The sequence below is a fragment of the Stenotrophomonas sp. CCNWLW162 genome, assembly GCF_037203745.1.
Classification (GTDB): domain Bacteria; phylum Pseudomonadota; class Gammaproteobacteria; order Xanthomonadales; family Xanthomonadaceae; genus Stenotrophomonas; species Stenotrophomonas maltophilia_AQ.
On record NZ_JBBCBL010000003.1, the window covers coordinates 184,800 to 208,278 of the forward strand.

General features: G+C 65.2%; 25 protein-coding genes. 16 read left to right on the forward strand and 9 right to left on the reverse strand.

Annotation, left to right across the window (positions count from 1 at the left end; all coding sequences use genetic code 11):
* Window positions 1–3: 3 nt before the first annotated feature.
* Both V9K93_RS09690 and V9K93_RS09695 read right to left on the reverse strand, forming a co-directional pair.
* Window positions 4–1,947: a DUF3857 domain-containing protein gene (locus tag V9K93_RS09690; RefSeq protein WP_337302477.1), complete on the reverse strand. Its 1,944-nt coding sequence runs from the start codon at window positions 1,945–1,947 to the stop codon at window positions 4–6.
* Between the two features lie 38 nt (window positions 1,948–1,985).
* The gene (locus tag V9K93_RS09695; protein WP_046982916.1) at window positions 1,986–4,346 is read right to left on the reverse strand and encodes a DNA translocase FtsK; all 2,361 of its coding nucleotides are present in this window, start codon (window positions 4,344–4,346) and stop codon (window positions 1,986–1,988) included.
* Between the two features lie 232 nt (window positions 4,347–4,578).
* On the opposite strand from V9K93_RS09695, the gene trxB reads away from it, so the two are divergent.
* The gene (trxB, locus tag V9K93_RS09700) at window positions 4,579–5,550 is read left to right on the forward strand and encodes a thioredoxin-disulfide reductase (RefSeq protein WP_046982915.1); all 972 of its coding nucleotides are present in this window, start codon (window positions 4,579–4,581) and stop codon (window positions 5,548–5,550) included.
* An 80-nt stretch (window positions 5,551–5,630) separates the two neighbouring features.
* Here trxB and V9K93_RS09705 read toward each other — a convergent pair whose 3' ends face one another.
* Both V9K93_RS09705 and V9K93_RS09710 read right to left on the reverse strand, forming a co-directional pair.
* The gene (locus tag V9K93_RS09705) at window positions 5,631–5,984 is read right to left on the reverse strand and encodes a hypothetical protein (RefSeq protein WP_337302478.1); all 354 of its coding nucleotides are present in this window, start codon (window positions 5,982–5,984) and stop codon (window positions 5,631–5,633) included.
* A gap of 264 nt (window positions 5,985–6,248) precedes the next feature.
* A complete protein-coding gene (locus V9K93_RS09710) occupies window positions 6,249–7,139 on the reverse strand; it encodes a hypothetical protein (protein WP_337302479.1) in 891 nt (296 codons plus the stop codon).
* Between the two features lie 168 nt (window positions 7,140–7,307).
* On the opposite strand from V9K93_RS09710, the gene V9K93_RS09715 reads away from it, so the two are divergent.
* Window positions 7,308–8,432 carry a GNAT family N-acetyltransferase gene (locus V9K93_RS09715; RefSeq protein ID WP_136639000.1) on the forward strand — a complete coding sequence of 375 codons (1,125 nt, stop codon included), beginning with the start codon at window positions 7,308–7,310 and terminating at the stop codon, window positions 8,430–8,432.
* A gap of 127 nt (window positions 8,433–8,559) precedes the next feature.
* Here V9K93_RS09715 and V9K93_RS09720 read toward each other — a convergent pair whose 3' ends face one another.
* A complete protein-coding gene (locus tag V9K93_RS09720; RefSeq protein ID WP_337302480.1) occupies window positions 8,560–9,828 on the reverse strand; it encodes a hypothetical protein in 1,269 nt (422 codons plus the stop codon).
* A 72-nt stretch (window positions 9,829–9,900) separates the two neighbouring features.
* Between V9K93_RS09720 and aat the strand changes: the two genes are divergently transcribed.
* The 4 genes from aat to V9K93_RS09740 all read left to right on the forward strand — a co-directional run bounded on the left by aat (window position 9,901) and on the right by V9K93_RS09740 (window position 11,897).
* Window positions 9,901–10,641: a leucyl/phenylalanyl-tRNA--protein transferase gene (aat, locus tag V9K93_RS09725; protein ID WP_337302626.1), complete on the forward strand. Its 741-nt coding sequence runs from the start codon at window positions 9,901–9,903 to the stop codon at window positions 10,639–10,641.
* 86 nt (window positions 10,642–10,727) lie between these two features.
* A complete protein-coding gene (gene infA, locus V9K93_RS09730; protein WP_005409596.1) occupies window positions 10,728–10,946 on the forward strand; it encodes a translation initiation factor IF-1 in 219 nt (72 codons plus the stop codon).
* Window positions 10,947–11,117: 171 nt separating this feature from the next.
* The gene (locus V9K93_RS09735) at window positions 11,118–11,390 is read left to right on the forward strand and encodes a hypothetical protein (RefSeq protein ID WP_337302481.1); all 273 of its coding nucleotides are present in this window, start codon (window positions 11,118–11,120) and stop codon (window positions 11,388–11,390) included.
* Window positions 11,391–11,519: 129 nt separating this feature from the next.
* Window positions 11,520–11,897 carry a hypothetical protein gene (locus V9K93_RS09740; RefSeq protein WP_046982970.1) on the forward strand — a complete coding sequence of 126 codons (378 nt, stop codon included), beginning with the start codon at window positions 11,520–11,522 and terminating at the stop codon, window positions 11,895–11,897.
* 48 nt (window positions 11,898–11,945) lie between these two features.
* On the opposite strand, the gene V9K93_RS09745 is transcribed toward V9K93_RS09740, so the two are convergent.
* From V9K93_RS09745 to clpA, 3 genes are all read right to left on the reverse strand, one after another.
* Window positions 11,946–12,233, reverse strand: coding sequence for a HigA family addiction module antitoxin (locus V9K93_RS09745; protein WP_046982912.1), 288 nt, complete (start codon window positions 12,231–12,233; stop codon window positions 11,946–11,948).
* Window positions 12,234–12,241: 8 nt separating this feature from the next.
* Entirely contained in the window at window positions 12,242–12,520 is a 279-nt protein-coding gene (locus V9K93_RS09750) for a type II toxin-antitoxin system RelE/ParE family toxin (RefSeq protein WP_337302482.1), read from the reverse strand.
* Between the two features lie 180 nt (window positions 12,521–12,700).
* Window positions 12,701–14,986, reverse strand: a complete 2,286-nt coding sequence (clpA, locus tag V9K93_RS09755) for an ATP-dependent Clp protease ATP-binding subunit ClpA (RefSeq protein ID WP_046982911.1) — start codon at window positions 14,984–14,986, stop codon at window positions 12,701–12,703.
* 138 nt (window positions 14,987–15,124) lie between these two features.
* Here clpA and V9K93_RS09760 point away from each other — a divergent pair, with 138 nt between their 5' ends.
* On the forward strand, window positions 15,125–15,937 hold the full coding sequence (locus V9K93_RS09760; protein ID WP_337302483.1) for an APH(6) family putative aminoglycoside O-phosphotransferase: 813 nt from the start codon (window positions 15,125–15,127) through the stop codon (window positions 15,935–15,937).
* 177 nt (window positions 15,938–16,114) lie between these two features.
* Here the strand turns inward: V9K93_RS09760 and clpS are convergent, their stop codons facing one another.
* On the reverse strand, window positions 16,115–16,441 hold the full coding sequence (clpS, locus tag V9K93_RS09765) for an ATP-dependent Clp protease adapter ClpS (RefSeq protein ID WP_006366596.1): 327 nt from the start codon (window positions 16,439–16,441) through the stop codon (window positions 16,115–16,117).
* A 112-nt stretch (window positions 16,442–16,553) separates the two neighbouring features.
* Between clpS and V9K93_RS09770 the strand changes: the two genes are divergently transcribed.
* From V9K93_RS09770 to V9K93_RS09810, 9 genes are all read left to right on the forward strand, one after another.
* Window positions 16,554–17,027, forward strand: a complete 474-nt coding sequence (locus tag V9K93_RS09770) for a hypothetical protein (RefSeq protein WP_136638996.1) — start codon at window positions 16,554–16,556, stop codon at window positions 17,025–17,027.
* A 1-nt stretch (window position 17,028) separates the two neighbouring features.
* Window positions 17,029–17,490: an NUDIX hydrolase gene (locus tag V9K93_RS09775; protein ID WP_046982908.1), complete on the forward strand. Its 462-nt coding sequence runs from the start codon at window positions 17,029–17,031 to the stop codon at window positions 17,488–17,490.
* Window positions 17,487–18,629: a tRNA 2-thiouridine(34) synthase MnmA gene (mnmA, locus tag V9K93_RS09780; RefSeq protein WP_337302484.1), complete on the forward strand. Its 1,143-nt coding sequence runs from the start codon at window positions 17,487–17,489 to the stop codon at window positions 18,627–18,629. Before V9K93_RS09775 ends, mnmA begins: the two co-directional genes overlap by 4 nt.
* Window positions 18,626–19,240 (forward strand): high frequency lysogenization protein HflD, encoded by a 615-nt coding sequence (gene hflD, locus V9K93_RS09785; protein ID WP_046982906.1) that lies wholly within the window; start codon window positions 18,626–18,628, stop codon window positions 19,238–19,240. Before mnmA ends, hflD begins: the two co-directional genes overlap by 4 nt.
* Before the next feature lie 164 nt (window positions 19,241–19,404).
* Window positions 19,405–20,595 carry a methyl-accepting chemotaxis protein gene (locus V9K93_RS09790; protein WP_121503221.1) on the forward strand — a complete coding sequence of 397 codons (1,191 nt, stop codon included), beginning with the start codon at window positions 19,405–19,407 and terminating at the stop codon, window positions 20,593–20,595.
* A 98-nt stretch (window positions 20,596–20,693) separates the two neighbouring features.
* Window positions 20,694–20,909 (forward strand): hypothetical protein, encoded by a 216-nt coding sequence (locus tag V9K93_RS09795; RefSeq protein ID WP_308518074.1) that lies wholly within the window; start codon window positions 20,694–20,696, stop codon window positions 20,907–20,909.
* Between the two features lie 75 nt (window positions 20,910–20,984).
* A complete protein-coding gene (locus V9K93_RS09800) occupies window positions 20,985–21,509 on the forward strand; it encodes a hypothetical protein (protein ID WP_337302485.1) in 525 nt (174 codons plus the stop codon).
* 109 nt (window positions 21,510–21,618) lie between these two features.
* Window positions 21,619–22,146 (forward strand): hypothetical protein, encoded by a 528-nt coding sequence (locus V9K93_RS09805; RefSeq protein ID WP_308518072.1) that lies wholly within the window; start codon window positions 21,619–21,621, stop codon window positions 22,144–22,146.
* A 122-nt stretch (window positions 22,147–22,268) separates the two neighbouring features.
* The gene (locus V9K93_RS09810; protein ID WP_308518071.1) at window positions 22,269–23,384 is read left to right on the forward strand and encodes a GAD-like domain-containing protein; all 1,116 of its coding nucleotides are present in this window, start codon (window positions 22,269–22,271) and stop codon (window positions 23,382–23,384) included.
* Window positions 23,385–23,479: the final 95 nt, after the last annotated feature.

Here is a 23,479-nt window from a genome sequence, read left to right on the forward strand (position 1 = left end):
GATTCAGCCGCCAGTCGTCGGCAGCTTGCCGTACAGCACCTGGCCCCGGAAGCCGCGCCGCACTTCGCGATACAGCGCGCGGAACGCCGGATAGTCCTGCGGCTGGCACAACGCCTCCGGGCCACGCACCGCGTTCTGCTGCAGGCGGTGGTGCACGATCACGTCCTGGCCCTCGCGGCTCCAGTCCACCCGGTACTCGCCGGCAGCGTTGGCAAAACGCTGGCTGGCCGGGATGGCGATGATCGGTGCCGTGGCCGGGAACTGCAGGCGATAGGTTTCCTCGCGCAGGCTGGCGTTGCAGTAGAACGGCGTCTCGTTGGCCGGCGCCGAGGCGGTGGCGTACAGCCCGCGCACCGACTCACCACCCGGCGGATCCGGCACAGCCATGCCGCCGGCCACGCTGAAGTCGGCGTAGTCCTCTGCCTGGAATGCCATGCGGTAGCCGAACGGCCGGGTCAGGTCGACCGGCACACCCTGGATCTGTAGCTGCCCTCGCCCGTCGAAACCGGACGCGGCCATGATCTGCTCTTCAGCGCGTGCACGGTTCTGCGCGTTGAGCTGGGAGAACTGGGCGCGCATTCCGATCTCGGCGTTCTCGCCGAGCTTGGGAATCGTCTCGCCGCGCAGGTTGCCGTTGGCGTCGAAGGTGAAACGCACTTCCATCGAAGTGGCATTACGCTGCGGCGTATTGGCCGGGGTACGCGCCAGGCTCGCATCGCGGGTACGCATCACCGGCGCCCCCAGGTCGCCTTCCGGCAATTGACCGAAGCGCGCCCAGGCGGTGGTCGAGTCCAGGTACAGATCGAACTCGGGGATGTAGGTGATGGCGTGGTTGAAGCGGCCCAGTACCGGGATCTTCGGCAGCGTCGGCCCACCACCGGCACCGATCAGCACCGGCGAACTGGCGATTCCCTTGGCGGCCAGCAGTGCCTCCAGGATCGTCACATGGTCCTTGCAGTCACCGTAGTGATTGTCCAGGATGCTCTGCGCGCTGTTCGGCTCCAGGCCGCCGTTGCCCAGATACACCGCCACATAGCGGATGTTCTGCGCGACCCAGCGGTACAGCGCGTCGGCCTGCTCGCGGCGATCGCTGATGCCGGTGGTGATCTGGTCGGCCAGCGCCTGCAGCTCCGGCGTGACCTGCGCCGCCGGACCAGCCTTGAGCTGGTAGGCACGGCCCATCTGCGACCAGTCACGATAGGTGCTGGCCATGATGTTCGGGCCGAACTCCCAGCCCGCCGCCGACCAGTTCTGTGCCGGCATGGCTTGGCGGCGCTGGTAGCGCCAGCGCCACTGTGCCTGGCCGTTCTTCACCGTCGGGCGATCGCTGCCCTGCACGCCGCGGCTGTCGACGAACATCGGCAGGTTGGCCGGCGCACTGAGGGCGACCTCGGCGTCCTCGTACTCGGTGAAGACATTGAAGGTCTCCCACAGGCCGAAGTAGCCCGGGAAGTATGGCGTGGCCTGGGTACGGCGCACCTGGTAGTACAACCGCGTACCGGGGGCCAGGTTCGGGAACACGATCACCCGCACCTTGCGGTCGGCGTACATCGCCGCCGAGGCACTGGAATAGCTTTCCTGGGTATAGATGCGGTCGGCGGGCACGTCGCGGCGCTGGCCGTCTGCGGTGATGGTGTAGGCGCCGAGCACGTCCAGCGTCTCCATCTTCTCGCTGTAGCTCAGCCGCACCTGGCTGAACTGCTCGACGGAGGCCTTGGTCTTGAGCAGGACCTCGTAGGTTTCGGTCTGCACATTGCCCGCATCCGGCCGCACCTGGTAGTCGGCGCGGTAACGGACAATGCTGAAATTATTGCTGGCTTCGGTATCGCCGCTGGTGGAAGGCGGCGCCGTGGCGGGCGCGGAGGTGGCGGTGTCTGCCAGTGCCGGGCCGGCAGCCATCAGGGCTGCCAGCGCCAGTGCCAGCGCGCTTGGTACGGGTTGAAGCATGCGTCGGTTCCTTGGACGTCGTGGGGATACGTCGGGTCTTACTTCGGCGGCGGCGGTGCCAGCACCGTGCGGTCGCCATTGTGCTCGGGCGAACTGACCACGCCGGCCGCTTCCATGGCCTCGATCAGCCTCGCTGCACGGTTGTAGCCGATCTTCAACCGGCGCTGCACACCGGAAATCGATGCTCGACGGGTCTCGGTGACCACGCGCAGCGCCTCGTCATACAACGGGTCGGACTCGTCGCCGGAAGAACTGTTCTCGGGCAGGCCGGTAGCGCCGACGACCACGCCGTCACCCATCGTCTGCACTTCGTCCAGCACGCCGTCGACATAGTCGGCCGGGCCCATCGCCTTGAGGTGTTCGACCACGCGATGTACTTCCTCGTCGGAGACGAAGGCGCCATGCACGCGCTCGGGCATGGCGGTACCCGGCGGCAGGTACAGCATGTCGCCGTGGCCCAGCAGGGTTTCCGCGCCGGACTGGTCGAGGATGGTGCGCGAGTCGATCTTGGAACTGACCTGGAACGCGATACGGGTCGGGATGTTGGCCTTGATCAGGCCGGTGATCACGTCCACCGACGGGCGCTGCGTGGCCAGGATCAGGTGGATGCCGGCCGCACGCGCCTTCTGTGCCAAGCGCGCGATCAGCTCTTCCACCTTCTTGCCGACGATCATCATCATGTCGGCGAATTCGTCGATGAAGATGACGACGAACGGCAGCGTCTCCAACGGTCGCGGCGCCTCGCCCAGCTCCGGGTTCGGCTTGAACAGCGGGTCCATCAGCGGCTGGCCGGCGTCCTGGGCTTCCTTCACCTTCTTGTTGAAGCCGGCTAGATTGCGCACGCCCACCGCGCTCATCAGCTTGTAGCGGCGCTCCATCTCGGCCACGCACCAGCGCAGGCCGTTGGCGGCCTCCTTCATGTCGGTGACCACCGGCGCCAGCAGGTGCGGGATGCCCTGGTAGACGCTCAGTTCGAGCATCTTCGGGTCGATCATCAGCATCCGCAGGTCTTTCGGCGAGGCCTTGAACAGCAGGCTCAGCACCATCGCGTTGACCGCCACCGACTTGCCCGAACCGGTGGTACCGGCCACCAGCAGGTGCGGCATGCGCGCCAGATCGGCCACGGTCGAGCGGCCGGCGATGTCCTTGCCGAGCGCCAGGGTCAGCACGCTGGCCGACTTGTCGTATTCCTTCGAGCGCAGCAGCTCGGACAGGTAGATCATCTCGCGGGTGACGTTGGGAATTTCCAGGCCGATCACCGACTTGCCCGGAATCACGTCGACTACGCGCACCGACTTCACCGACAGGCCGCGCGCGATGTCCTTGTCCAGCGAACTGATCTGGCTGACCTTGATGCCCGGCGCGGGCTCGATCTCGAAGCGGGTGATGACCGGGCCGGGGTTGGCGCCAACCACCTGGGCGTCGATGCGGAAATCCTTCAGCTTGAACTCGATCTGCCGCGACAGCGCGTCCAGGGTTTCCTTGTCGTAGCCCACCGGCTGCGGTTTGGGGTCGTCCAGCAGGGCGAGCGGCGGCAGGTCCGAGCCGTCGCCGTTGACGCCACGGAACATCGGGATCTGCGTGTCGCGCTTGGCCCGGTCACTCTTCTCGATCACTGGTTCCGGGCGTGGCTCGATCTTCACCGGCTCGCGTTTGGCACGCACTTCAGCGTCAGCCTTGCGCACTTCCTGGCGCTCCTCGCGCATCACCCGGGTCTGCTGCCATTCGGTGACTTCTTCCTTCTTGCGCTCCAGCAATGGCGCCAGCGACATCACGCCGCGGCCGATCTTCTCCATCACCACGAACCAGGACAGCCCGGTGGCCAGGGTGATCGAGGCCAGCAGCAGCACCAGCACGAACAGGTTCGCACCCAGTGCGCCGAAGCCCACCGTGAGCGAGTTGCCGACCAGTTTGCCGAGGATGCCGCCAGCATGGGCCACGTCGCCACTGAACAGGCGCACGTGCAGGAAGCCGGTGCCGGCAATCAGGAAGCCGACCAGCCCGACCAGGCGCAGTGCCGGATCCAGGTCGTTCTCGCCCTTGCTCTCGCGCTTGAGCCCAAACATGGCGATCCACGCCAGCGCGCCCAGCACCACCGGCAGCAGGAACGCGATGTAGCCGAACAGCTGCAGCAGCACGTCGGCGATCCATGCACCGGCGCGGCCGCCGAGGTTGTGTACCGGCGCGACCACGCTGCCGGTATGCGACCAGCCCGGATCAGTGGCTGAATACGTGAAAAGACTGGCCGCCAGGTACAGCAGCGCCGGCGCGATGGCGATCAGGCCAAGGTCGCGCCAGAGACGCTGGCGGCGTGGATTGTCGGTCGTCGCCGCCGCGGCCGTGCGACGTGACGCCTTGCTGTCGTCGGACTTGGAGCGTTCGGGGACCTGCTTCGCCACCTTAGACCATACCTTTGGAATGCGCTGTTAGTGATTGATAATAAATGAGACGGCGTCAGTTTTCAGTTATGCGACATCGGACAGGGCATTTGACCGCCAGAACCACCGCTGGATGACGGCGTTCTGTTCATCGGCTTGAATCGCCCTGCCCCAGCCGCCACTCTATGACCAGCCACGGATGCTGCGCAAATATCGCCAGCGCCTTGTCCCATCTACCTTTTCGCGAGTTTACATGAGCACCAGCCTGCCCTCCCGTCACCAGCGCCTCGTCATCCTCGGTTCCGGCCCGGCCGGCTGGACCGCCGCCGTCTACGCCGCCCGCGCCAACCTGAAGCCGGTCGTCATCACCGGCCTGCAGCAGGGCGGCCAGCTGATGACCACCACCGAGGTGGACAACTGGCCGGGTGACGCCCACGGCCTTATGGGCCCGGACCTGATGGCGCGCATGCAGGCCCATGCCGAGCGCTTCGAGACCGAGGTCATCTTCGACCACATCCACACCGCCGATGTGTCGCAGCGCCCGTTCAAGCTGATCGGCGACAGCCACGAGTACACCTGCGACGCCCTGATCATCGCTACCGGCGCCACCGCCAAGTACCTGGGCATCCCGACAGAAGACGAGTTCAAGGGACGCGGCGTCTCCGCCTGTGCCACCTGCGACGGCTTCTTCTACCGCGACCAGGACGTGGTCGTGGTCGGCGGCGGCAACACCGCCGTGGAAGAGGCGCTGTACCTGTCCAACATCGCCCGCAAGGTGTACCTGGTCCACCGCCGCGACACCCTGAAGGCGGAGAAGATCATGCAGGACAAGCTGTTCGCCAAGGTGGCCGCCGGCAAGATCGAGACCGTCTGGCACCACCAGGTAGAGGAGGTGCTGGGCAACGAGGCCGGCGTGACCGGCGTGCGCGTGAAGTCCACTCTGGACGGCACCACCCGCGACATCGACGCCCACGGCTTCTTCGTGGCCATCGGCCACCACCCGAACACCCAGCTGTTCGACGGCCAGCTGGCGATGAACAACGGCTATCTGGAAATCCGTTCGGGCCTGGGCGGCAACGCTACCCAGACCTCGGTGGAGGGCGTGTTTGCCGCCGGTGACGTGGCCGACCAGCACTACCGCCAGGCGATCACCTCGGCCGGCTTCGGCTGCATGGCTGCACTGGACGCCGAGCGCTTCCTGGATGCCGAGGGCAAGGCCAGCTGAAACGCTGACCACGCTCTGTAGCGTCGAGCCATGCTCGACTCAAACAAAAGGCCGACGCGAAAGCGCCGGCCTTTTCGCTTTCAGTGACCAACCAACCCTGCCGCCGTAACGCTCAACCCACCCGGTCGCCGTATGCACTGCACCCTGTGCCTGACCGGCGGCGATTTCACCCCATCGGCATCGACCACCTGTGTGTTCCAGAACAAGGGGGCGCTGCCAGCGTTCTCGCACTTCATGATGATCTGACTGGGCTTCTCGTCCGGTGCAGCGATGTGGACCTTGCCGTCGGTACAGGTCCATCCGGGCGGACAGCCCACATTGGTGGTGACCAGATCAATCGGATATCGGGGGTGGCCCTCAAACACCACATCGACGCGCCGCGAACTGCCCGCGGACAGCTCGATGGACTGGATGGGCTCCACCTTCAACGGCACGCAACCCTCGCCTTCACGGAACAGCCGATAGCCCTTCTCGACACCCTTATTGAGGCGGTGCGAAATGCCGGGTCCAGCAAGGCTGCGGCATCGGTTGGGTTTGTGTGGAAGGCAACTTCGACAACCACGGATGGCATCTGCGCGAAACCGTTCTCACCGTGGCCGGCACCTGCACCAGCCGCAGCCACAGGAAAGTCTGCATACTCCTCCCGTGCCGTAATGAGTTCGCGCATGCAGCAGAGCACCATGTCGGCAAGCCTTTGATCACCCGGCTTGCGTGACGCGCGCTCCCCGAGCCGCACCCGAGGCATCCGCTTTCGTGTGAATGCTGAGCAACCCCGCTGCACCAAGATGATTCGCATAGTAGGGCCGGGCACGAATATCATCGGAAACCTCCCTGTCTGTCGCCGTGCTGTTGGCAAAGTGATTCCAGATATCCGGCCGATCCGGCAGCAGATCGCGGAGATGGTACCTGGATGACATTTCGCTCCAGGCCCTCCCGGACTCTGGATGCAGGTCGCCCTGATTGCGACGCGCCCGGTGGACCAACTGTCCTCCGCGCTCTTCCATCAACTGCTGCAGCTCTTCGGCATAACCAGGGGTGATCAGATCCTCCTGGACGCCATTCATGGCGGGGCGCTGGAACTCCCACTCCAACCCAGGATGTACACGAACCAGACCGTGACTTGCAGAGACCAGTACCGAGTTCACCATCGAAGCATCCGATGACTGAGATCGTGCCGAAGTCATGATTGGAAAGTGCTCCCAGTAGGGCTTTCCTTCGTACAGGACCTCCGACTGGACCTCGCCCACACCGGACTTCATTGCATAAGTCTCAAGCGAGCTCCGGATGTACTGCTCGATTTCCTCAAGCGAGTGATCATCCTCAGCAGGCAACATGCCGGGGCCGAAGCGAATGATCAGGCGCTGGCGCTCCAGATCTACGGAAGCATTTACGACCACATGAGGTGACCGCGACGTTCGGACCTGGTGTGCGTCAAGTATCCGCTGCGCCTCTCGAGTCAGCAGCAGATCCAGCGCCGGATCACTCTCGATCATCGCCTGTGCTGGCCGGGCAATCGCTGCCGGCCCAGCGCCCAGGCCAGCAATGATCAGCGCAAATGCAGAACAACGGAGAGCATGCATGCATTCCATGTGTCGAATCCTTCGATGTGGGTATGCGCCAGATGGGCGCGAAGATGGAATGTCCCATCCAACTCCCAGCTACATCGTTGAACCGACTCGCGATTTCGACCAATTCGGATAATCCTCAAGTCGAGAGCGGCAACACTTTTCGCACTCCACCTGCCCTATCCTTCCCCCATGCCCTCCCCCCGCTTCCTCGACTCCCTGCAGTCCATTGCCACCACCGACTGGGATGCCCTGCACGACGGCCGCAACCCCTTCGTCAGCCACGCCTTCCTGTCAGGCCTGGAACAGCACGGCTGCCTGCGCGAGGACTGGGGCTGGCAGCCCCGGCATTTCACGCTGTGGGAGGGCGACACTCTGGTCGGCGCCATTCCGGGCTACCTGAAGACCAACTCCCACGGCGAGTTCGTGTTCGACCACGCCTGGGCCAACGCCTATGCCCGCCACGGCCGCGACTACTACCCCAAGTGGCTGGGGGCGGTGCCTTACTCGCCGGTCACCGGCCCGCGGCTGCTGGCCCGTCACGATCCGGAGCGCGCCACGTTGCTGTCGGCATTGCGCGAGGCACTGCCGACGCTGGGCGTGTCCTCGGCCCACATCAACTTCCACACCGCAGTGGACGAGGCGCTGTTCGGCGATGACTGGCTGCTGCGCGAGGACGTGCAGTTCCAATGGCAGAACCCGGGTGACTGGGCGACGTTCGAGCAGTTCCTCGGTGCGATGGACCACAAGCACCGCAAGAACATCCGTCAGGAACGGGCCAAGGTCACGCGCCAGGGCATCACCTTCCGCGTGGTGCACGGCGATGAAGCGAGTCGCGCCGATCTGCAGGCGATGTACCGCTTCTATCTGCAGACCTTCCTCGAGTACGGCAATGCCCCCGCGCTGACCGAGGCCTTCCTGCGCCACCTGGCCATTTCTTTGGGTCAGGGGCTGGTGCTGTTCCTGGCAGAACAGGACGGCGAGCCGATTGCCGGTGCGCTATGCCTGCGGGGTGGAGACACGCTGTATGGCCGTTACTGGGGTGGCGCCACCCTGCCCGGCCTGCACTTCGAAGCCTGCTACTACCAGGGCATCGAATACTGCCTGCGCGAAGGGCTGAGCCGTTTCGAGCCGGGCGCACAGGGCGAGCACAAGCTGGCGCGGGGCTTCCTGCCGACGCTGGTGCGCAGCCGGCACTGGATGGCCGATGCGGATTTCGCAGAAGCACTGCAGGACTGGTGCCGGCAGGAGCGGCGGGATGTGCGGCGCTACCAGCAGGAGCTGCAGGGGCACGGGCCGTTCCGCGCAGGAACGTAGAGTCGCGCTTGCTCGACCTGGGCTCCGCCAAAAAGCGTGCCAACCAAGGTGGGCACCTACCAGGGCAATAGCGAGAGCTGCGCGCATCCATCTGGCACCTGCCAGAGCGGTGGCGAGGGCGCTGTACTCAGGTGCACTGCCAGAAGTGCCCACTCACCCGGCACTTCGCACACCAGAACGTATAGAGCATGCCGCCGCTGCCCCACAGCAGCGCGCCCTCACCCGTGGTTGGCAGCGTTGAATCCAGCTGCATGACGAACGGCATCTCTTCGCCGCAATCGATGCACGCCGGGTACCACGCACTCTGCACCCAGCTTGGCGCGCCGCCCACGCGCGACAGGTTCTGCCGATGGTTGGACTGGCCCCAGTCCTGCTGCCGCCAACGCTCGCTGCCCAGGGCCGCAAGGCCCACCTCCGCCTGCATCAGGTCGCCGCTGTCGGTGGGGGTGTTCGGCACCTCGCGGTACTGGCTGGGGTGGCAGCCGGGCTGGCCTGCGGCATCGTGGCGATAGAAGCGCACGGGCGGCTCCTCCCATCCACAACAATCCAGGCACAAGCCTAGCGTGACCTCACCGGACGCGCCTGGCTGCAGCGCAGCAGCATCGGTCTGCAGCAGCCGCTGCAGCGGCGCGTGACAACCACCGCACAGCGCTTCCAGCGGTCCTCCCATGTGCCCGGCGTGATGCACCTGGCCACCATTCCAGGTTGGATGCAGGCGCCAGATGCGCTTGCGCCAGCTCGGCTCGTCCGCCTGCTGCGCGCGATGCTGCTCGCGGCCGAAGCGGATGTGCAGCGGCCGCTCCCCATGCAGGCGCCGCGGCTGCGGTCCGTCGGCGATGCCGGCCCAGTGCGCCCAGACCTCGGCATCCAACCGCCCCCAGTCGACCACGTAGCCGCGAGCAATGGCGTAGGTCTCAGGCTGGGCGGCGAGCAGCAGCGCCCGGGCCCGCGCCATTTCGCGATCGTCATCGGCTTCAGCCAGGATCTGCGCCCACTGCGCGGCAGTGGCAGAGGGCAGGCCCCGCCATACCTGCGAAGCCAGCTGCAGCTCATCCTCACTAACGATCGCCAGCAATGCCTCCCAGTCGTCCTGCAGCAGCTGCGGCGCCTGATAGCTGGCGAACTCCATAACGCTGGCCAGCAGCTCGCCGCGCTCGCCATCACGATAGCGACGCCATGCTTCGGCCACGACTGCGGGCACCGCATCATCCGGTAGCAGGTCCAGCGCCATGTCGAGGAAGGCTGAGCTCGGCGAGCGTCGCGCCAGTGCCTGCAGCATCAACGCACCGAGCTGGCGCGGCTGCTCAGTGGCCAGCATCAGCAGCATGCCCTGGCTGTCGTTGCGCGTGCGCGGGGTGTCGTGCACATCGAGGATGGCGGTGATCGCGTCGCTCATGCGTGGGCTCCTTGCCGTTGGACGCTGATGGTGCCAGACATCAGCGATCACCACGACGAATACAATGGCGGCATGACCCGCCAGCTACCCTGGCGCCTGGCCGATGCGCCGGACGCCCCCTTCCCTCCGGCCGAGACCGCACTGCGCCAGCCCGACGGCCTGCTGGCGGTGGGCGGCGACCTGCACCCGATGCGCCTGCTCAATGCCTATGCCGGCGGCATCTTCCCGTGGTTCAGCGAGGGCGAGCCGATCCTGTGGTGGTCACCGGACCCGCGCATGGTATTCCGTACCGATGGCGTGCATCTGTCCAGCCGCTTCCGCCGCCAGTTGCGCAGCAGCACGTGGGAGATCACCGCCGACACCGCCTTCAGCCGGGTGATGCACGCCTGCGCCGCAGCGCCACGCCCCGGCCAGGACGGCACCTGGATCAGTCCGGCGATGGTCGAGGCTTACAGCCAACTGCACGACCTCGGCTTCGCCCATTCCTTCGAGGTCTGGGACCGGCAGACGCTGGTCGGCGGCATCTACGGCGTCGCGATCGGCGCCATGTTTTTTGGCGAGAGCATGTTCAGTGGCGCCAGTGGCGGCTCCAAGATCGCCCTGGCCGCATTGGCGACCACCCTGCGCGGCTGGGGCTGGCAACTGATTGATGCCCAGGTGGAAAATCCGCACCTGCTGCGGATGGGTGCCGAACACCTGCCGCGCGCAGAATTCCTCGATCACGTGCGCCAGGCCGTCCATCTGGATGGCCGTGAAGGCCCCTGGACCCAGGCGGTGAGACGTTTGCCGGCACGGCGTTTGGCCGGGGGTTAACACAAACTTTGCAAGCTGGGCCCATCACGCGTAAAATACCGCGCCTTAGGCCCAGCGTGGCCGTTTTCTGAACCGCACAGGACTACATGTCGAAAGACGATTCCATCGAGTTCGAGGGCACCGTCAGCGAGACGCTGCCGAACACCACTTTCCGCGTTCGTCTGGAAAATGGGCACGAAATCATCGCCCACATCTCCGGCCGCATGCGCAAGAACTACATCCGCATCCTCACCGGTGACCGGGTCAAGGTTGAAATGACCCCGTATGACCTGACCAAGGGTCGTATCACCTACCGCATGAAGTAAGCGGTCGGCGCTTGGCGCCACTCCGACAGGGCCGGCCTTGCTGCTGGCCCTTTGTCGTGCGCGTAACAAAGTGGCGATTCTCGAGATCACTCACTTTTCGGCCTTGTCTGAGATCCAGCGCTGCACAGGCGATCCAGGCTCAATGCGTTCTTCACAGATGGCGTTGCGTGCATGACCTGCCTGATCGCCCTGGATCCACAGTCCGTCACCAGCCGCTGCTATGCCAGCAAGGGCCCGGACGGCACTTGGTTCGGCCAGCCTTGCCTGTTCTGCACCAGCATGGATGCCACGCATCCGCTGTACCTGGCCGTACAGCGCGAGATCCCGCACATGGGCAGCACCCTGAAGCAGTGCATGCACATCCCGCACGAGGCAGTCGCCTTCGTCATCGAGGACGGCGGCGACCAGGGTCGCCAGCAGGGGTTCCGCTCGATCGCCGCCTGAGTCGCCAAAGGTCATCGTGACCGACCACACCGTGGCGTAGGTCAGCCCTGCTTGCGGCAGATTCGCAAAGGTGCCGGCGGCGGCATCGTGGGATCCGATCCAGTCCGGATCGCCACCCCATGCTCCCCCATGAACATTCGCTCGCTGCTCATCCCCCTGACCCTGTCCGCCGCCACCCTGCTGGCGTCGCCTGCACATGCAGCCGACACCCCGCCAGCCCAATGCACACCACTGTCTGGCGAGCAGCAGATCGTTCGTGCCGGCGCAGACAAGAACATCCTGTTCCGCTCCGGCGCAGACCACTATGTCGTGCATTTCCGCAACAGCTGCACCTCGGCCGTGCTGGCCCGCCGCCTGAGCTTCAAGACCGACGGCAAGGAGGCTGGGGAATTGTGCAGCGATGGACGCAGCGAACTGGATACCGGCCGCGGCAGCTGCGAAGTGTCGCGCATCGAGCCGATCGACGCCGAGCGGTTCAAGCGCGAAGCACGCCACCGCAGCCGCTGACGCCGGACATGACAAGGGCGGTCGAAGCCGCCCTTGTCGCGATGCATGTCAACGCGCTGCGGCAACCAGCGGCAACACCGTCGGCTGCTCGCGCTGCCGCGCCAGCCAGAGATCGTAGTTGGATTGCAGCCCCATCCAGAAAGCCGCGGTACTCACCCCTGCCATCTCCAGGCGGATGGCCAGGTCAGGACTGATGCCTGCTTTGCCATTAAGTACCCTCGAAAGCGCTACGCGCGACATTGCCAATCGTTCGGCCGCCTCGGTCACGGAGAGATCCATCGGATCAAAGACCATTGCCTTGATCGTCTGCCCTGGATGTGGATGGTGATGAATCATGCGCGGCCTCAGTGATAGCCCAGGTAATCCAGCAACTCCACGTCGCCACCGGTGAAACGGAAGGTAATTCGCCAGTTTCCATTGACCCAAACGGACCAATGCCCTTTCAGGCTGCCTCGCAGCTTATGCAGGCGCAAACCAGGCATGGCGAGATCCCCAGGGCCCGATGCCACATCCAGGATCGACAGGATCATCAGCACCTTGCTGCTGTGGCTGTGCCGGATTCCACTGCTGCTACCTGAGCGGTAGAGCCGCTCGAGGCCCTTGTGGCGGAAATCGATGATCATTACCGTATCCTGTATCGTTTCGCGATACAAGAGGGGCGGCACTCCATCGCGATCACGAAACAGCATTGGCACTTCCATTCCCACCTGCAAGGCCGCAGGCGACAAGCCCGCCGAAAACAACAAGGGCGGCCGAAGCCGCCCTTGTTGTTTCAGGTCTATCGCGCCAAGCCTGGCGTCAGCTCACTCCACCGTCACCGGCAACAACCGCTCCGGCTCGGCCTGCGTCTCGACCACCAACTCGTCGTCGCGGACGTCGATGCTGACCCTGCCGCCATTGACCAGCTTGCCGAACAACAGCTCGTCGGCCAGCGGACGCTTGATCTTGTCCTGGATCACGCGGGCCATCGGGCGAGCACCCATCAGCGGGTCGAAACCGTGGTGGGCCAGCCAGTCGCGCGCGGTCGGGGTGGCTGACAGGCTGACGTGCTTGTCCTGCAACAGCATCTCCAGCTCGATCAGGAACTTGTCGACCACTCTCAGGATGTGCTCGAAGCCCAGCGCCTGGAACTGCACTACCGCATCGAGGCGGTTGCGGAATTCCGGGGTGAAGCTGCGGCGGATGGTTTCCATCGCGTCGGTGGCATGGTCCTGCTTGGTGAAGCCGATCGAGCGCCGCGAGGCCTGCGCCGCACCGGCATTGGTGGTCATCACCAGCACCACGTTCTTGAAGTTGGCCTCGCGACCGTTGGTATCGGTCAGCACGCCGCGGTCCATCACCTGCAACAGGATGTTGAAGATGTCCGGATGCGCCTTCTCGATCTCGTCCAGCAACAGCACGCAGTGCGGGGTCTTGACGATCTTCTCGGTCAGCAGGCCGCCCTGGTCGAAGCCGACGTAGCCCGGAGGCGCGCCGATCAGGCGGCTGATCGAGTGCGGCTCCATGTACTCGGACATGTCGAAACGGACCAGCTCGATGCCCAGCTGCAGCGCCAGCTGCTTGGTCACCTCGGTCTTGCCCACGCCGGTGGGGCCGGCGAACAGGAAGTTGCCGATCGGCTTTTCCGGATTGCCCAGCCCGGAACGGGCCAGTTTGATCGCCGAAGCCAGCGTATCGATGGCCGGATCCTGCCCGAAGATCACCATCTTCAGGTTGCGCTCCAGGTGCTGCAGCACATCCTTGTCGGTGGCGCTGACCTGCTTGGCCGGGATACGCGCCATCTTGGCGACGATGGCCTCCACTTCCTCGACGTCGATCAGCTCCTTGCGCTGGCCTTCCGGCAGCAGGCGCTGGCGGGCACCGGCCTCGTCGATCACGTCGATGGCCTTGTCCGGCAGCAGGCGGTCGCCGATGTGCTTGACCGACAGGTCCACCGCCGCCTGCAGCGCCTCGTCGGAATAGGTCACGCCGTGGTGCAGTTCGTACTTGGACTTGAGGCCCTGCAGGATCTCGTAGGTCTCGCCGACGGTCGGCTCGACGATGTCGATCTTCTGGAAGCGGCGCGCCAGCGCCCGGTCCTTCTCGAAGATGCCGCGGTACTCCTGGAAGGTGGTCGAGCCGATGCAGCGCAGCTCACCTGAAGCCAGTGCCGGCTTGATCAGGTTGGAGGCATCCATGGTGCCGCCCGAGGCCGAGCCGGCACCGATGATGGTGTGGATCTCGTCGATGAACAGCACCGCGTTGGGCACCTTCTTCAGCGCGGTCAGCACGCTCTTCAGGCGCTTCTCGAAATCACCGCGGTACTTGGTCCCGGCCACCAGCGCACCGAGGTCGAGCGAGTAGATCACCGCGTCCGACAGTACCTCCGGCACCGAACCTTCGATGATGCGGCGTGCCAGCCCCTCGGCGATGGCGGTCTTGCCCACGCCGGCCTCACCCACGTACAGCGGGTTGTTCTTGCGACGGCGGCACAGCACCTGGATGGTGCGTTCGATCTCATCGGCACGACCGACCAGCGGGTCGATGCGACCGGCGCGGGCCTGTTCGTTGAGGTTGCTGGCGAACTCGGTCAGGGCATCGCCCTTCGGCTCGCCCTCCCCGCCTTCGATGCGGCTTTCGCCCTCCGAGGAAGAGGACGGCTGCTCGCCCTCCTCGCCCAGCTTGGCGATGCCGTGGGACAAATAATTGACCACATCCAGCCGGGTAACGTCCTGCTGGTTGAGGTAATAGACGGCGTGGGAGTCCTTTTCGCCGAAGATGGCGACCAGCACGTTCGCGCCGGTGACCTCCTTCTTGCCCGAAGACTGCACGTGGTACACGGCCCGCTGCAGCACGCGCTGGAAGCCCAGGGTCGGCTGGGTATCGCGGCCGTCATCTTCGGCCAGGCGGGACACGGAGGCCTCGATGGCCTGCTCCAGCTCCTGGCGCAGGCGTTCGGCGTCGGCACCACAGGCCTTCAGCACGGCCTGGGCGGACGGGTTGTCGAGCAGTGCCAACAGCAGGTGTTCGACCGTCATGAACTCATGCCGGGCCTCACGGGCGCGCTTGTAGCACTGGCCGATGGTGTGTTCGAGGTCTTTGCTGAACATGGATTACTCCGGCGGCAGATAGGGACAATATGCGGCCTGACTACGCGATTTCCATCACCCTAGCGGATTGCTGCGTTCAGATGGCGTTAGCAGTACGGATCGCTTGATCTTCATTCACTCCAGGACAGCCCACCCAGCATGAGCGAACCCTACCTGAGCCGCTGGCGATTGCGGCGTGATGGCGCGGCCATCCAGACGCCCCATGCCCAGCTCTGGCCGGTACTGACCACCGCCGGCGAGCCAGCGATGCTCAAGGTCAGCAGCGAAGCCGAGGAGCAGAACAGCCATCGCCTGCTGCGCTGGTGGAACGGCGACGGCGCCGCCCGGCTGCTGGCCCACGAGGGCCCGGCAATCCTGATCGAGCGCGCCCGCGGCAACTCGCTGCGGCAACGCTCGATCGACGGCGACGATGACGCCTGCACCACCATCCTGTGCCAGGTCCTGCAACGGCTGCACCGGCCACGGAGCGCACCGCCAGCGGAACTGGTCTGCCTGCGTACATGGTTCGCGGACCTGTTGCAGCCAAGGGCGATGCTGCCACCACTGCTGGAACAGTGCAGATCACTGGCGGCGGCATTGTTGCAGGAGGAGCAGGAGATCCGGCCACTGCACGGCGACCTGCACCACGACAACGTGCTCGATTTCGGTGCGCGCGGTTGGTTGGCGATCGATCCGAAGCGATTGATCGGCGACCGTGCGTTCGATTACACGACGTTGTTCAGCAATCCGGACCTGTGCGGGCCGGGCATCCACGTTGCGACACAGCCAGAGCGGTTTGCGGCGCGGCTGGAACAGGTCACCGCGCTGACAGGGATCGAGCGGCGCAGGCTGCTGCGCTGGATCGCATCCAGCGCAGGGCTGTCAGCGGTGTGGTTCCGCGATGACGGCGATCCCGCCGATATCGACGAAGCGGTGGCGCAGATGGCGTTGCAGGCGCTGGCGGAGGGGTGACCTCCGCGCCTGGTAGGTGCCCACCTTGGTGGGCACACTCCATCCGGGATCATTGCGCCGGGACGAACAGCAGCCGAGCATGGGCCCGGCTCTACAGGTTTCTGCTTTGGCAGGTACCCACCTTGGTGGGCACACCGGGTCCGGAATCGATGTGCCCGGACGAAAATCGGCAGCCGGTCAGGCCTTTTCCATCGTGCACAGCAGCGGGTGCTGGTTCATGCGCGAGTACTCGTTGACCTGGGCGACCTTGGTCTCGGCCACTTCGCGGGTGAACACCCCGCACACGCCGCGGCCGCGGGTATGGACGTGCAGCATCACCTGCGTGGCCTTGTCCAGGTCCATGGTGAAGAACTGCTGCAGCACGTCCACCACGAAATCCATCGGGGTGTAGTCGTCATTGAGCAGCATCACCTGGTAGAACGGCGGCGGCGCCACTTCCGGGCGCGCGGGTTCCACGGCAACGCCGTGCTCGTGATGGGAATCGGGGGAAGACTCGCGGGGCATCTGCTCATTATAGAGGCTCGAGCGGGCCTGCGTCGGCCCGCCGCAGATTGGACGGCACGCACGGCCGCCGTCACAATTGCATCCTCTCTCAATACTGCTTCACAGGATCTTCATGAAAAGGACCCTTCTCCCCGCCCTGCTGATCGCCCTGGCTGCCGCCGGCTCTGCCGCCGCCGCGCCGGAGGGCGACAAGGCCGTGGCCCGCAACCTGGACAAGCTGGGTTACACCTATGAGGTCGACGAAGACGGCGACTACCGCATGGTGTTCGACGTCGAAGGCGATCGTACCCAGATGGTCTACGTGCGTTCGTCGGTGGAGGACTTCGGCACCCACAACATCCGCGAGATCTGGTCGCCGGCCTACAGCGCCAAGACCAAGCAGTTCCCGGTGGCCGTGGCCAACCGTCTGCTGGAAGACTCGCAGGACGCCAAGATGGGTGGCTGGGTGAAGCAGGACACCACCGCCATGTTCGTGGTCAAGATCGACGCCGATGCCACTGCCGACCAGCTCAGCGACGCCATCGATGCGGCCATCCGCACCGCCGATGCGATGGAGCTGGAACTGACCAAGAAGGACGAGTTCTGAGTTGAACGCTACGCCGGACCCGCGCTGGGCACCGCACGCCACCGTCGCCACCGTGGTGGTCGACGGCGGCCGCGTGCTGCTGGTTGAAGAAACCATCGACGGCCGCGCGGTGCTGAACCAGCCGGCCGGCCACCTCGAGCCGGGCGAAAGCCTGGCCGAGGCGGCACTGCGCGAGACCCGCGAGGAAACCGGCTGGACCGTACAGCTGACCCACTTCATCGGCTGCTACCAGTGGACCGCAGGCGACGGCACCACCTTCCTGCGCTTCTGCTATGCGGCGCGCCCGGTCTCGCACGACCCGGCGCAGCCACTGGACACCGGCATCGACCGCGCGCTGTGGCTGAGCCCGGGCGAGCTGCAGGCCGCCGGCGAGCGCCTGCGCAGCCCGCTGGTCTGGCAGGTGGTGGCCGACTACCTGGGCGGCCAGCGCCATCCGCTTTCGTTGGTCAGGGAGGTCGCATGAGCACTCCGCGCGTAATGGTCGGCGTCTCCGGTGGCGTCGATTCCTCGGTGGCTGCCTGGCGGCTGGTGCAGCAGGGTGAGGCGGTGGCCGGCCTGTTCATGCAGAACTGGGCCGACGACGGCAGCGGCGATTGCCGCGCCGAGGACGACCGCCGTGATGCGGTGGCCGTCTGCGGCCTGCTCGGCATCCCATTTCACTTCCGCGATTTCTCCAACGAGTACTGGCAGGGCGTGTTCGAGCACTTCCTGGCCGAGTATGCCGCCGGTCGCACCCCGAACCCGGACGTGCTGTGCAACCGCGAGGTGAAATTCAAGCACTTCCTGGATGCCGCCCGCGAGCTGGGCGCCGAGCGCATCGCCACTGGCCACTACGCGCGGGTGACCCAGCGCGGCCACCAGTGGCTGCTGCTGCGTGGCGCCGACCGCTCCAAGGACCAGAGCTACTTCCTGCACCAGCTGGGCCAGGAACAGCTGGCGGCCACCCTGTTCCCGATTGGCGACCTGGAAAAGACCGACCTGCGCCGGATCGCACGTGACGTCAGCCTGCCGACCCACGCCAAGAAGGACTCCACCGGCATCTGCTTCATCGGCGAGCGCGACTTCCGCGAGTTCCTCGGGCGCTACCTGCCGGCCAAGCCCGGGCAGATCCTGGACCCGGCCGACGGCAGTGTGATCGCCGAGCACCCAGGCGTCTTCTATTTCACCCTGGGCCAGCGCGAGGGCCTGAACATCGGCGGCGTGCGTGGCCGCCCTGCGGCGCCGTGGTACGTGGTTGGCAAGGATGTTGCCAGCAACGTGCTGTACGTCGACCAGGACCGCGACAGCAAGTGGATGCTGTCCAACCGCCTGCGCTCGGAGGCCGCGCACTGGATTGCCGGCGCACCGCCGGCACGGCGCTTCGAGTGCACCGCGCAGACCCGCTACCGCCAGCCCGACGAGCCGTGTACGGTCGAGGTGCTGGACGATGGCAGCGTGCTGGTCACCTTCGCCCGCCCGCAGCGCGCCGTCACCCCTGGCCAGTCGCTGGTGCTGTATGACGGCGACGTGTGCCTGGGTGGCGCAGTGATCGCCGCCACCGATGCGCCGCTTGAGCAGCGCCTGCGCACCACCCCTTCTCCTTTTGAGGTAATCGCTGCATGAGTTTCACTGTCGACGACCGCGTTCTGGCTTTGGCCGGCATTGCCCAGGCCCTGCAGCAGGTACGCCGTATCGCCGATACCGGCCATTCCGACGCCGCCGCTGTTCGCACCGCCGTGGAGAGCGTGTTCCGCGTCGATGCGTCCTCGCCGCAGGAGGTGTTCGGTGACCGTCATGCGCTGAAGGCCGGCCTGCGCCTGCTGCACAACTACTTCCGCAGCCAGGGCCAGGACCCGATCCTGCCCAAGCTGGCCTTGTCGGTGCTGCAGCTGGAGCGCCGCTTCGTGCAGGAAGGCGAGACCGTGAACAAGGTCGCTTCGGGGATCGAGCGCGCCCAGCGCCAGGCCGCCGAACTGGGCGACAGCGCGCATCCGGACGTGCTGGCCAACCTGGGCGGCCTGTACGCCGACACCATCAGCCACCTCAAGCCGCGGGTGATGGTCCAGGGCAATCCGCACTACCTGGGCCAGGCCGGCGTGGTCGCCGAGATCCGCGCCCTGCTGCTGGCCGCCGTGCGCTCTGCGGTGCTCTGGCGCCAGCTGGGCGGCAGCTACTGGGACTTCCTGTTCAGCCGCAAGGCGATGATCGAGGCTGTGGACCGACAGCTGGCGTGAGGGTGTGGGGTCGGATCCCTTTCCGGCTCGGCAAGGGCCCTGACCCCGAACACCCCGGCAGCGCCGGAAAACCGGCGCATTCAGAATGCACTTCGAGGCATATCGACGTTAAAGAGAAAGGGGGTACGGCCGATACATCCTCCGTGCACCTCCCGAGAACGTCCATGTACTCACGCATTTTCATCCGTCTGGCCGCCCCCCTGGCTCTGACCCTGCTGCTCCCCTTCGCCATCGGTTTCGAATGGCCGGCCGCCCTGCGCTGGGCGATCCTGACCACGATGACGCTGAGCTGGCTCGGCTTTGCGTGGTGGACCACCCGCGCCCAGGCGCACCGTTCCCCGGAACACGCCCGTGTCCTGCGTGAGCAGGACCAGCTGCTGACCGAGCTGCGCAACTTCGTCGGCAACGAGATCGACGGTTCGCGTGGCGAAGTGGAGCGCGCCCGTGACCTGATCCGCCAGGCCGTCTCCAGCCTCGGCGGCAGCTTCGATGCGATGAACCGCAAGTCGCGCCAGCAGAGCCAGGCCCTGTCGCGCATCGTCGACCGCGCCGGTGACGAAGGCAATGCCGGTCTGGACGTTGCCCGTTTTGCCCAGCACGCCAGCAACCGCATGGAACAGCTGGTGGAAGCGCTGGAACAGGTAAGCGGCCAGAGCAGTACCACCGTGCAGCACATCGATCAGATGGCGCAGCACCTGGATGGCATCTTCGCGCTGCTGGAAGACGTCAAGTCGATTGCCGACCAGACCAACCTCCTTGCGCTCAACGCCGCCATCGAAGCCGCGCGTGCCGGTGAAGCCGGTCGTGGTTTCGCCGTGGTGGCCGACGAAGTACGCAACCTGTCCGAGCGCTCGACCACCTTCAACGAGCAGATCCGCAAGCTGGCGCACAGCTCCAAGGACGCCATCGCCAAGGTGCGCGAGACGGTCTCGCACATGGCCTCGCGTGACATGGACCGTTCCCGTGAAGCCCGCCAGGAGGCGGCGGCGATGCTCGATAACGTTGCGCAGATCAATGCGTCGCTGGGCGATGGCATGCGCGAAGTGTCCGATTGCGCCCGTTCGATCGATGGCAGTGTGGCTGAAGCCGTGCGCGCCCTGCAGTTCGAAGACATCGCTACCCAGGCGCTGGGCGGCGTGCACACCCACCTGGACCGCCTGACCGCGATCAACCGCGAAGCGGTGGCCCTGCAGGAACTGCTGCACCGCAATGGCGGCGTGTTCGACGAAGAGATCGCCACCGCCCTGCAGCGCACCGGCAGCCGCCTGCGTGAACTGCGCAGCGAATGGGAACGCCCGCCGCACAAGCCGGTCGCCCAGCAGAGCATGGGCGCTGGCACCGTCGAGCTGTTCTGATCCTGATGTCCGCTGCCGCTGCCGGCAGCCCGCAAGGCCCCGGTTCCTCCGGGGCCTTTGCCTGTAATCCGCCGTTGGATGCATCCTGTACGCGCACCATGACCGCTATCCGCGCCCTGCCCTCCCTTGCCAACAACGACCGCCCGCGCAACGCGAGCGTGCGTGAGCAGCTGCAACAGCTGGAAGAGGTGGCCCGCGAGGAGATCCGCGAACTGCAGCAGCTGGCGGATGCGCGGCCGGGCCCGTCACGGGCGGATGAGGAGCTGCTGGGACTGGCGTGGGACCTGGGGTTGGATGGGGAAGCCTTGAGGTAGATCCACGCCATGCGTGGATGGGCGCCGCCATATCTGAATCCCCGAGCTTACCTACCGCCTTTTAGGATTTGTTGCATGGCCTGGGAAGAGGGAGCAGGACACACTGCCCACTCCCCCTGTTTCTCCGGCATCCACATGGCGTTCAATCTGGAAGAAGCCCGCGAGGCTTTTGAGCAATTCCTGATGTTGATGGACGGCCAAATACAATGGCTGGTCGCGCAGGCTCAAATGCAAGGCATTGAACTGGATAGCAGCCCCGAAAGTCTCGATAGGCTGGAACGCCTCCATGACTTGATGGCAGCCACGCTGTCTGAGGATGAGCGGGACTCTCTGAGGGTCGTGTTCGCCCGATATCTAGGGGAGACCGTCAGACTGGTACACGGTGGGAAGTGGACCCTGCCACTTGATGACCCAAAGGACATCAACTTCAACAGGCCCGTCATCATGGGGCACTCGCGCCACCCTCTGTGTGAATTCAGCCCCATCCATGCAATACGCGCCTACTCGCTTCGCCGCCGCCCGGGGCTGATCAGAAGCATCGTAGCCAGCAGCGTCAACCCGCAGATCCTGGACCTAAGCGATCTGGCGGAAGAGGATTGAGCCAAGTCGATCCGGCAGGGCATGTGACCTGTGGCTCGTACTCGAACCCGCAGTGCTAGCGCCGGCCATCCCCATGGCATGATGCGCCGGTCCCGTTCATGGAAGACCGATGGCCATCGCCCTGATCGCATTGCTGCTGATCGAAGTCCTGCTGCTTGTGCTGTGGGCGCCGTTCTTCTTCCGCACCGGCATCGTACTGTTCAATCAGCGCATCGCCGCTACGCCGGCAGAGCTGGCGCAGCTTTCGCTGGCCGGGTTAGAGCATGATCTGCCGGCCGATACCTGGCTTCGCCTGGTGTTCCGCGCGCTGCCGGACGGCAGTATCGCCTTTCGAGAGAGCTTCGCGCCGAGCTTTGGCGGCCGCTACTTTCCGCTGATGCGCGGGCGGGTGATGATCGACGCACGACGCAGGGAAGTGCGGGTGGTCGGGCGGTGCAGCTGGTTCGCGCTGGGCCTGACAGTGATGCTGGTGCCGATCATCCTCGTCCGCCCGGCTGCGTCGCCGATGCTGGTGGCCCTGCTGCTGTTCTACATCGGCTATTTCATCCAGCGCCGACGCTATGCACACGTCGTCGAAGCAGTACGCGCACGAATTCGTTCCGAATTTCCGCAGCGAATGGTTACAAAACTGCAGTAGGTCCACGCTGCGCGTGGATGTCGCTGGGAGAGCCGCGCAGTTTCGGATTCATTGCATGGACCTGGGCCGAACCGCTCTTCATCGTGCAGGTGCGATTTCCATTTGGATCAGACTGTATCCCGATGACCAGCACCGCCCTCTGCCTTTCACTTGCCCTGCAACTCCCGGTTGCCGCAGACCCGCTTGCCCTGGATCCCGATTCCCTGCTTGCGCTTCATCAAGCTCTCCAGTCATTCGGCGATTTTCAGCAGCCGTACTCCGCGCCTATGGACGTGAACGATCCTGATGCAGGTGCGACCGACGCAACCGTCGAGGTCTCCGCCGGCTGCCTGCAGGGTGGCCCACAGGTCATCATCCTGGACGCTGATATCGACGAGGCGCCGGAGCGGTATCTGGTGCTGGACAAGGCTTGGCATGACCTTCCTGCGGGCACGTTGCTGCTTGTCTCCGGAGGCTCGGTGACCATCATTCCAACCCACGAGGGCAGCCCGGAACTTGCACGGGCGGAGACACTACTCGCCTTCCTGGACTACCTGCCAATCAGCACGGATTGGAATGCGCTGGCCGTACCAAACACCGCGTTGCCTGTGACGGAGTTGAACTCTGACGAGTTCCTTCAGGGCTTCATTCCGAGCTCCAAGGTTGAAGCAGTTCCCGAAGCCACCCTGGCGGCATGGGAAGGCGTGCTACCCAACCTGCTGCTGGCACTGTGGCGACGCGATGGCCTCGCACGCTATCGCAACGACAAGCTGGCAATGGTCGATCCCGGGCGGTACGCAGGGCTTGTCGCAGCGCACCTGCGTGGAAATCCTCTGGAGGCAGTAGATACCTTTCACGCTTACGCCGTGACAGCCTTCGGCCAGATCTTGATCTGCGGGGAGACTACCGCGATACAGGTCAGCGTCGATGCGCACAGCGGAGACGTTTCAGCAGTCTCGGATGCACCAGGCCCCAGCGACGCAGCTGAACGCGACTGGGATCTGGAGTACCTGCTGACGTTTCTGGATGGCCCCTATCTTGATGTCACCGACGAAGATGAGCAGCCCCTGTATGAACATGCACGTGAACGTCTGGGGCCATTGGCTCCGCATGAGATCTACAGCTTTTCGCCTGCGGTTTCCGAAGGAGGTTGGAACGCTGCGCACCTGGTGAAGGCGGATCGTCTCGCCGAGCTGGAAGCTCTTGCCGGGATAACACCCAGAAAGCCGCCGACCCAACCGGATGGCGACAACCGGTAGCTCCACGCCATGCGTGGATGAGCGCGAGCGCAGGCATCAGTGCCGACCAACGGTCGGCACCCACCAGAGCCGGCGCCGTCAGTAGGTCCACGCTG

Bases quoted from the DNA above. Each gene is read 5' to 3' on its own strand.
- V9K93_RS09760 (WP_337302483.1), top strand. From the start codon at position 15,125: ATGAGCGAACCCTACCTGAGCCGCTGGCGATTGCGGCGTGATGGCGCG.
- mnmA (WP_337302484.1), top strand. From the start codon at position 17,487: ATGAGCACTCCGCGCGTAATGGTCGGCGTCTCCGGTGGCGTCGATTCC.
- V9K93_RS09690 (WP_337302477.1), bottom strand. From the start codon at position 1,947: ATGCTTCAACCCGTACCAAGCGCGCTGGCACTGGCGCTGGCAGCCCTG.
- V9K93_RS09710 (WP_337302479.1), bottom strand. From the start codon at position 7,139: ATGGAATGCATGCATGCTCTCCGTTGTTCTGCATTTGCGCTGATCATT.
- infA (WP_005409596.1), top strand. From the start codon at position 10,728: ATGTCGAAAGACGATTCCATCGAGTTCGAGGGCACCGTCAGCGAGACG.
- V9K93_RS09810 (WP_308518071.1), top strand. From the start codon at position 22,269: ATGACCAGCACCGCCCTCTGCCTTTCACTTGCCCTGCAACTCCCGGTT.
- V9K93_RS09800 (WP_337302485.1), top strand. From the start codon at position 20,985: ATGGCCTGGGAAGAGGGAGCAGGACACACTGCCCACTCCCCCTGTTTC.
- trxB (WP_046982915.1), top strand. From the start codon at position 4,579: ATGAGCACCAGCCTGCCCTCCCGTCACCAGCGCCTCGTCATCCTCGGT.
- V9K93_RS09745 (WP_046982912.1), bottom strand. From the start codon at position 12,233: ATGATTCATCACCATCCACATCCAGGGCAGACGATCAAGGCAATGGTC.
- clpS (WP_006366596.1), bottom strand. From the start codon at position 16,441: ATGCCCCGCGAGTCTTCCCCCGATTCCCATCACGAGCACGGCGTTGCC.
- V9K93_RS09790 (WP_121503221.1), top strand. From the start codon at position 19,405: ATGTACTCACGCATTTTCATCCGTCTGGCCGCCCCCCTGGCTCTGACC.
- V9K93_RS09795 (WP_308518074.1), top strand. From the start codon at position 20,694: ATGACCGCTATCCGCGCCCTGCCCTCCCTTGCCAACAACGACCGCCCG.
- V9K93_RS09805 (WP_308518072.1), top strand. From the start codon at position 21,619: ATGGCCATCGCCCTGATCGCATTGCTGCTGATCGAAGTCCTGCTGCTT.
- V9K93_RS09715 (WP_136639000.1), top strand. From the start codon at position 7,308: ATGCCCTCCCCCCGCTTCCTCGACTCCCTGCAGTCCATTGCCACCACC.
- V9K93_RS09750 (WP_337302482.1), bottom strand. From the start codon at position 12,520: ATGATCATCGATTTCCGCCACAAGGGCCTCGAGCGGCTCTACCGCTCA.
- aat (WP_337302626.1), top strand. From the start codon at position 9,901: ATGACCCGCCAGCTACCCTGGCGCCTGGCCGATGCGCCGGACGCCCCC.
- clpA (WP_046982911.1), bottom strand. From the start codon at position 14,986: ATGTTCAGCAAAGACCTCGAACACACCATCGGCCAGTGCTACAAGCGC.
- V9K93_RS09735 (WP_337302481.1), top strand. From the start codon at position 11,118: ATGACCTGCCTGATCGCCCTGGATCCACAGTCCGTCACCAGCCGCTGC.
- V9K93_RS09770 (WP_136638996.1), top strand. From the start codon at position 16,554: ATGAAAAGGACCCTTCTCCCCGCCCTGCTGATCGCCCTGGCTGCCGCC.
- V9K93_RS09740 (WP_046982970.1), top strand. From the start codon at position 11,520: ATGAACATTCGCTCGCTGCTCATCCCCCTGACCCTGTCCGCCGCCACC.
- hflD (WP_046982906.1), top strand. From the start codon at position 18,626: ATGAGTTTCACTGTCGACGACCGCGTTCTGGCTTTGGCCGGCATTGCC.
- V9K93_RS09720 (WP_337302480.1), bottom strand. From the start codon at position 9,828: ATGAGCGACGCGATCACCGCCATCCTCGATGTGCACGACACCCCGCGC.